4 protein-coding genes are annotated in these 7,481 nt (G+C 68.1%); all 4 read left to right on the top strand.

Features of this window, described 5'->3' with window-relative positions; all coding sequences use genetic code 11:
• Positions 1-472 (top strand): conjugative transfer signal peptidase TraF (traF, locus tag A612_RS03660; RefSeq protein WP_019373229.1); only part of this gene is annotated, 472 nt, incomplete at its 5' end.
• Between the two features lie 11 nt (positions 473-483).
• Positions 484-2,547, top strand: a complete 2,064-nt coding sequence (locus tag A612_RS03655) for a DNA topoisomerase III (RefSeq protein ID WP_006122511.1) — start codon at positions 484-486, stop codon at positions 2,545-2,547.
• 21 nt (positions 2,548-2,568) lie between these two features.
• Positions 2,569-2,958, top strand: a complete 390-nt coding sequence (locus tag A612_RS03650; RefSeq protein WP_006122510.1) for a protein TraD — start codon at positions 2,569-2,571, stop codon at positions 2,956-2,958.
• A gap of 3 nt (positions 2,959-2,961) precedes the next feature.
• Complete coding sequence (locus A612_RS03645) at positions 2,962-7,308, top strand: zincin-like metallopeptidase domain-containing protein (RefSeq protein ID WP_011117147.1); 4,347 nt, start codon at positions 2,962-2,964, stop codon at positions 7,306-7,308.
• Positions 7,309-7,481: the final 173 nt, after the last annotated feature.

Below are 7,481 nucleotides of genomic sequence, written 5' to 3'. Positions count from 1 at the left end.
GGCCGCCGGCGGCTATGCCGCCGGTGCCCGCGTGAACACCACCAAGAGCATTCCGGTCGGCCTGTACTGGACGAGCAGCGCGCCGGTGGAGAAGGGGGCCTACGTCCTCTTCTGCCCGCCGCAGCTCGGCGTGTTCGATGACGCCAAGGAGAGGGGCTACATCGGGGCCGGCTTCTGCCAGGGCGGCTACGGCTACATGATGAAGCGCGTTTTAGCCGCTAAAGACGATGCCGTCGCCGTCGCCGATGACGGCGTGCGCGTCAACGGCGAGCTGCTGCCCCTCAGCGCGCCGATCAAGGCCGACAAGGCCGGTCGGCCGCTGCCGCGCTATCAGTCCAACAGCTACACGCTCGGCAATTCCGAGGTGCTGCTTATGTCGGACGTGAGCGCCACATCCTTCGACGGCCGCTACTTCGGCCCGATCAATCGTTCGCAAATCAAGACCGTGATCCGTCCGGTCATCACCTGGTAGGGAGACACACCATGCGCCTTTTCATCGCAGAAAAGCCGTCCGTCGCCAAGGCCATCGCCGGCGAGCTGGGCGCGACCGGCAAGGGCGACGGCTTCATCGAGTGCGGCACCGACAAAGTGACCTGGTGCTTCGGGCACATGCTCGAACAGGCCGACCCCGACGAGTACACGCCCGATGACGTGCCGCGCGGCCAGTCCGGCAAGAAGGTCTGGCGCGTCGATGAGCTGCCCATCATCCCCGAGAGCTGGATTCTCAAGCCCAAGGACGACGCGAAGAAGCAGCTCGCCGTGATCGGCAAGCTGCTCAAGGAGGCCAAGGAGATCGTCAACGCCGGCGACCCCGACCGCGAAGGCCAGTTGCTGGTTGACGAAGTGCTGGAGCACTTCCGCAACAGCAAGCCGGTGCGCCGCTTTTGGGTGAGCGCGCAGGACTCCGTTTCCGTCAAGCGCGGCCTGGCCGCGTTGAAGGAGAACACCACCTATGCAGGCTGGGCCGACGCTGCACGCGGGCGGCAGCGCGCCGACTGGCTGATCGGCATGAACCTCAGCCGCGCGTACACGCTGCGCGCGCAGCGCGGCGGCTCGCGCGCCCTGCTGACCGTGGGCCGCGTGCAGACGCCGACGCTGGCCCTCGTGGTCGCCCGCGACCGCGAGATCGAGGCATTCAAGGCCGTGCCGTACCACACCATCCGGGCGGTGGTGCAGCACGCCGGCGGCAGCTTCGCCGCCGCATGGAAGGCGAAGGAGGATCAAGCCGGCCTGGACAGCGAAGGCCGCCTTGTCGATACCGCCGTCGCCGACGCCCTGGTGGCCGCCGTCAAGGGCCAGCCGGGCACCATCGCCGCGTACAAACAGGAGGCCAAGAAGCAGAACCAGCCGCTGGCCTTCGCCCTGTCCGACATTACGGCACTGGCCTCGGCCAAGTTCGGCTACAGCGCCGAGGACGTGCTGAACACCTGCCAGGCGCTCTACGAGACGCACAAGCTGACCTCGTACCCGCGCACCGACTGCGCCTACCTGCCGGAGTCGCAGCACGCCGACGCGCCGCGCGTGCTGGAGGCGATCAAGCACGTCAACCCCGAACTGGCCGGCCTGGTCGATGGTGCCGATCCGCGTATCAAGTCCAAGACGTGGGACGACTCGAAGATCACCGCGCACCACGGCATCGTGCCGACCATGCAGAAGGGCAGCAAGGCCGCCCTCAGCGAGCGCGAGCGCAACATCTACGACCTGATCGTGCGCGCCTACCTGGCGCAGTTCTACCCGCTGCACGAGTACATGCAGACCACCGTGGGCGTCGAGATCGCGGGCGAGAACTTCGCCGCGAGCGGCAAGGTAGTCACGCGCAACGGCTGGCGTGACGTGTACAGCCAGGCCGACGAGGAAGGCGAGAAGGACGAGGACGACGACAGCGGCACGCAGGCCCTGCCGTCGATGGCCCAGGGCGACGCCGTGACCTGCACGGACGCCACCCGCAAGGACGCCAAGACGAAGCCGCCAGCGCGCTTTACCGAGGGCACGCTGATCCGCGCGATGGAGAACATCCACAAGTTCGTCAGCGATGCCGAGCACAAGAAGATGCTGCGCGAGGGCGACGGCATCGGCACGTCGGCCACCCGCGCGTCGATCATTTCCGAGTTGAAGCGGCGCGAGTTCCTGGCCGTCAAAGGCAAGCAGATCATCAGCACGACCCTCGGCCGCAGCGTCATCGACGCGCTGCCCGAGGTTGTGAAAAGCCCGGTGCTGACCGCGCTCTACGAGCGGATGCTGAAAGGCGTCGAGCAGGGCACGGCCGCCCTGGACGCCTTCATCACGAAGCAAGAGACGTTCATCCGCGACCAGGTGGCGAAGGCCAACAGCGGAGCCGTGACCATCGCCGGCGGCAAGGAAGCCGCGCCGGTGTCATCCCTTCACAAGTGCATGGCCTGCGGCAGCGGCTTGTCGCGCCGGCCGAGCAAGAAGAAGGGGCAATTCTGGTGGGGTTGCAGCAACTTCCCCACATGCAAGCAGACCTACCCCGACCTCAAGGGTCGGCCCGACTACAGCAAGGGCCGCAACGGCCAGGCATCCGAATGACCACAGCGAAGGAGATCGACCATGAACGAGCAAACCACCACCAACACCGCCGCCCACGACGAGCCGCTGGCCGTCCTGCCGCCGGTTGACGACGACGCCGCCGGCCGCGAGGCCGTGCGCGAGAAGATGGCCGACGCGCTGACGCCCGGCTTCCAGGTCGAGTTCGACCCCGACGAAGCCGAGCGCGTGGGCGCGTTCGTGGAGGACGCGCTGTCCGAGCAGGACGCCGCCGCGAGCGGCGACGACCTGGTGGAAGTCGATGGCGCGCTGGAGCCGGCATTCCTGGACGACGAAGGCCCGAGCGCCGACATCCCGCCGTTCATCACCACCACGAACGCCCGCGAGCTGTACGACCTGCGGCCCGGCGAGACGGTTGCCCAGGCCGCCGCGCGCAAGGCGTCGGAGGGCTGACCCATGCCGATCACGAAAGCCGAGGCGCAAGGGGTGACGCGGGCTTTCGTCCGCGACTACCCCGGCGCGCTGGAGCTGGCCTACAAGTTCCGCGAGGACGCGGCCGAGCTGTACGGGCCGCGAGCGGCCGAGGTGCCGGCCGACATGAAGGGCGGCTACGTGCCCAAGGAGACGCTGCACGCCGGCCGCGCCTACCGTGGCCGCGTGGACGTGCCCTTGCAGAACGTCGAGAGCGCCAGCGACCTACTGATGACGCTGCGGCACGAGGTGCTAGGCCACTACGGGGCCAACACCTTCGCGCCGGGCGAGAAGCGCGCCTTGCTGGACGGCCTGGCGGCCGCCCGCAACGAACCCACCCTCAAGCCGCTATGGGATGACGTGAACCGGCGCTATGCCGGCCAGTCCCTGGACGTGCGCGCCGAGGAAGTGTTTGCCCTGCACTGCGAGGGCATCGAGCCGAGCCAGCACCAGGTCGCCGACCAGGTGCAGCAGCGCGGCCAACAGTCATTCACGGAAACCTGCATCGCCCGCGTGCGGCCCATGCAGGCCGACGACCTGCACAACATCGTGTGCATGGTCGCCCAGGGCCTGCGCGACCGTTCCCGGACACAGCAGAACTTCCCTCAGTTCAACGAGCTATTCCGAAGGGACGAGAACATGGAGCCGAAGAAGCCGTTTCACGAAGTCGTGGCCGAAAAGCTGATCGAGCAGCTCAAGGCCGGCACCGCACCGTGGCAAAAGCCGTGGGAGCCGGGCGAACCCAACGCCTACCTGCCGATGAACCCGACCACCGGCAAGCGGTACAAAGGGATCAACGCCATCCACCTGATGGCCCAGGGCCGCAGCGATGCGCGCTGGATGACCTACAAGCAGGCCGCCGCCGTGGGCGCGCAGGTTCGCAAGGGCGAGAAAGGCACGCCGGTTCAATACTGGAAGTTCAGCGAAGAGCAAGACAAGCTGGACGACAGCGGCCGGCCCGTCCTCGATGCGAAGGGCCAGCCGGTCAAGGAAACCGTCATGCTGGAGCGGCCGCGCGTGTTCTTTGCGACCGTGTTCAACGGCGAGCAGATCGACGGCCTGCCGCCGCTCCAGCCGAAGAAGGAACAGACTTGGAACGCCGTCGAGCGCGCCGAGCACATCCTGAAAGCCTCGGGCGCGACGATCACCCACGCCGCCGGTGATCGGGCGTTCTACCGCCCTTCGACCGACAGCATCACCCTGCCGGAGCGCGGCCAGTTCCCCAGCTCCGACCGCTACTACGCGACCGCGCTGCACGAGCTGGGCCACTGGACGGGCCACGCTTCGCGCCTTGACCGCGACCTGGCGCACCCGTTCGGGAGCGAGGGGTACGCCAAGGAAGAGCTGCGCGCCGAGATCGCTTCCATGATCGTCGGCGACGAGCTGGGCATCGGCCACGATCCGGGCCAGCACGCCGCCTATGTGGGTTCGTGGATCAAGGCGCTGCAAGACGAGCCGCTGGAGGTGTTCCGCGCGGCCGCCGATGCCGAGAAGATTCACGACTACGTGCTGGCCTTCGAGCAGAAGCAGGTTCAGGAGCAAGACCAGCAGCAGAGCCAGGCCCAGGACGAAGCCGTGGCCCAGGCCCTGGCCGTGGACATTGCCGAAGTCCTGGACAACCCGGACGTGTCTTTCAGCCACTACCAGGCATTCCAGGGCGACACCCTGGAAGACGCCTTGCGCAGCCGTGGCCTCGAAACCGTGGGCAGCATCACCGGCACCGATCCCGAGCAGTTCTACGCGGTCGCGCATGACCGGCTGTCGCCGGTGTTCGGCATCGACCCGAGCCACACCGACACCGACAACGCCTACCTGGAGCGCAAGGGCTTGGCGCAAGAGTTCGCCAACATGGCCGAACAGCTCCACCTCGCGCAGCAGCTCCAGCAGCACGGCGAACAGATCGTGTCGAGCATCGACGCCGAAGCCAGGTGGAGCGACGGCCAGCGCATCTTTGCGTTCCACGACCAGGACGGTGAACCCCACCAGGTTCGCAGCCTGGACGAGCTGAACAACTACGCGCCCGACCAGTTGATGGCCCTGCCGGCGCTGACCCAGCAGCAAGCGGCCGTCGCAGACCAGGAGGCGAACATGACCCCACCGACCAACGACCAGGCGGCCGCCCTGCTGGCCGCCCATCCTGCCGACGCGGTGCAGGGCATCGAGCAGGCCGCCGCCGCGCGCCGGCAGCTCGCCGCCGGCGAGATCGACGGCCAGGCGTTCGCCGACGCGACCCGTCAACACCTTGGCGTTGAGCTGCCGCCCGACTGGAGCGGAGAGCTGCGCATCGTCGGCGTGGCCGAGCAGGACGGCCAGACCGTCGATGCCGCCCAGGCCGGCATCGAGCCGCAGGCGTTCCAGGTCTACGCGCGCAAGGCCGATGCGCAGTTCGGCGAGGACGCCTTTGCCTTCGTCGCCGGCACCCGCACCGAGGGCCAGGCCGAGGCTCTGGCCGAGCGCCTGCACCTGGTCGATGCGCTGGGCACCGACAACCAGCACGAGCGCGCCGCCAAGCTGGCCCGCGTGCAGGAAGAGCGTGTACGGCGCGACCCCAACGCGACCGAAGAGGACATTTCAGCCGCTAAAGAGGCACGCAAGACCGCCGAGGCGTCGGCCATGCTCAACGACAGCGACGCGCAGCGCCGCGCGGCCGAGCTGGAGCGCCAGGAACGCGAGCGGCAGCAGGCGCAGCCGCAGGCCGAGAAGCCCGAACGGCAGTACATCAACGTGCCGTACAAGGAGAAGGACGAGGCCAAGAGCCTCGGGGCGCGTTGGGATCGGCAGCAACAGTCCTGGTACGTGCCGCCGGGCACCGATGCCGCTCCCTTCGCCAAATGGGCGCAGGGAGCCGCTACAGCGGCCGTAGAGCCGCGTTCGGCCCAGCCGGCACCCGAAGCCCAGGGCGAGGCGCAGAAGCCCGCGCAGCAGGCCCAGCAGGCCCGCCAGTACCTGGCCGTGCCCTACGAGCAGCGCAACGCGGCCAAGGCCGCCGGCGCGCTTTGGGACAAGGCCGCGAAGTCCTGGTATGTCGGCCCGCGCGCCGACGCGGCGAAGCTCGAACGCTGGAAGCCCGAGAACGTGCAGGCCCAGCAAGGGCCAGCGATGACGCCAAGGGAAGAGTTCGCCGAGGCCATGCGCAGCGCCGGCCTGTTCACCGGCAGCAACGCCCAGGGCGATCACCCGATCATGGATGGCAAGCGGCACCGCGTGCCGGTCGAGGGCGGCAAGAAGGGCGCGCTCGATGGCTTCTACGTGGGCCACCTGGACGGGCACCCGGCCGGGCGGATCATCAACAACAAGACCGGCACGGACATTACCTGGAAGAGCAAGGGCTACGCCTTGAGCGACCAGGAGAAGGCCAAGCTCCAGGCCGAGGCGGCCGAGAAGCTGGCACAGCGAGCCGTCGAGCAGGACAAGGCCCAGGAGGCCACCGCGCAGCGCGTCGGTCGGCAGATGGCCGACCTCGTGCCCATCGAGCAGCCGACGCCCTACCTGCAAGCCAAAGGCATCCAGGCGCAGGCCGGCGTGATGACCGACCGCGAAGGCCAGAAGACCTACATCCCGGCCTTCGACGCAGAGGGCAAGCAATGGACGATGCAATACATCCAGGAGGACGGCACTAAGCGGTTCGCCAAGGACTCGAAGAAGGAAGGATGCTTCCACCCGGTCGGCGGCATGGACGCCCTGGCGGCCGCGCCGGCGCTGGTGATCTCGGAGGGCTACGCCACGGCGGCCCAGGTGGCCGAGGCCGTGGGCCACGCCACGGTCGCCGCCTTCGACAGCGGCAACCTTGAGGCCGTGGCGAAGGCGCTGCACGCCAAGTTCCCGGACAAGCCGGTCATCATCGCCGGCGACGACGACCGGCACCTGGTCATGACCCACGGCAACAACCCCGGCCGGGAGAAGGCCGAGGCGGCCGCCCAGGCCGTGGGCGGCAAGGCGATCTTCCCGATCTTCGCGCCGGCCGAGAACACCTACCCGCGCGACTTGCCCGCCATCACGCCCGACAGCTTCAAGACCCACCTGCGCGCCGAGCAGCGCCTTGCCGACGCCGCCGCCGGCAAGGTCGAGCTGGCCGGCGACGAGGCGGCCAAGCTCAAGGCGTCGATGTTGAGCGGCGCGCAGATCGCGGCGCTGTCCACGATGAAGCAGCACACCGACTTCAACGACTTGGCGCACAAGAGCGAGCTGGGCATCGAGGGCGTGAAGCGGCAGATCGGCGCGGCCATCAGCCAGGTGCAGCGCGACGAGCAGCAGCACCAGGAGCAGAAGCACGTCGAGAAAAAGCAACAGCAGATCGAGCAGCGCCCACGGCGGGCCGCTCGCATCGGATAAGTCGAAAAATCCGGCTAAAGTGGCCGAGCTGCACATCAGGCCGCGCGGTTTTCCTCCCTGATCGCCGGCGCGGTTTCTTCCTCCCTGAACCGCATGCAGACTTGCCGCCTCGGACACCCCGAGGCGGTTTTTTTTCGCCTCGCTCGGGGTCTCCTCGTTTTCAGTGCAATAAG

Origin of the sequence: Melaminivora alkalimesophila (assembly GCF_000282995.1) — a bacterium.
GTDB lineage: Bacteria > Pseudomonadota > Gammaproteobacteria > Burkholderiales > Burkholderiaceae_C > Melaminivora > Melaminivora alkalimesophila.
This window is presented reverse-complemented; position numbering and strand designations above follow the sequence as displayed.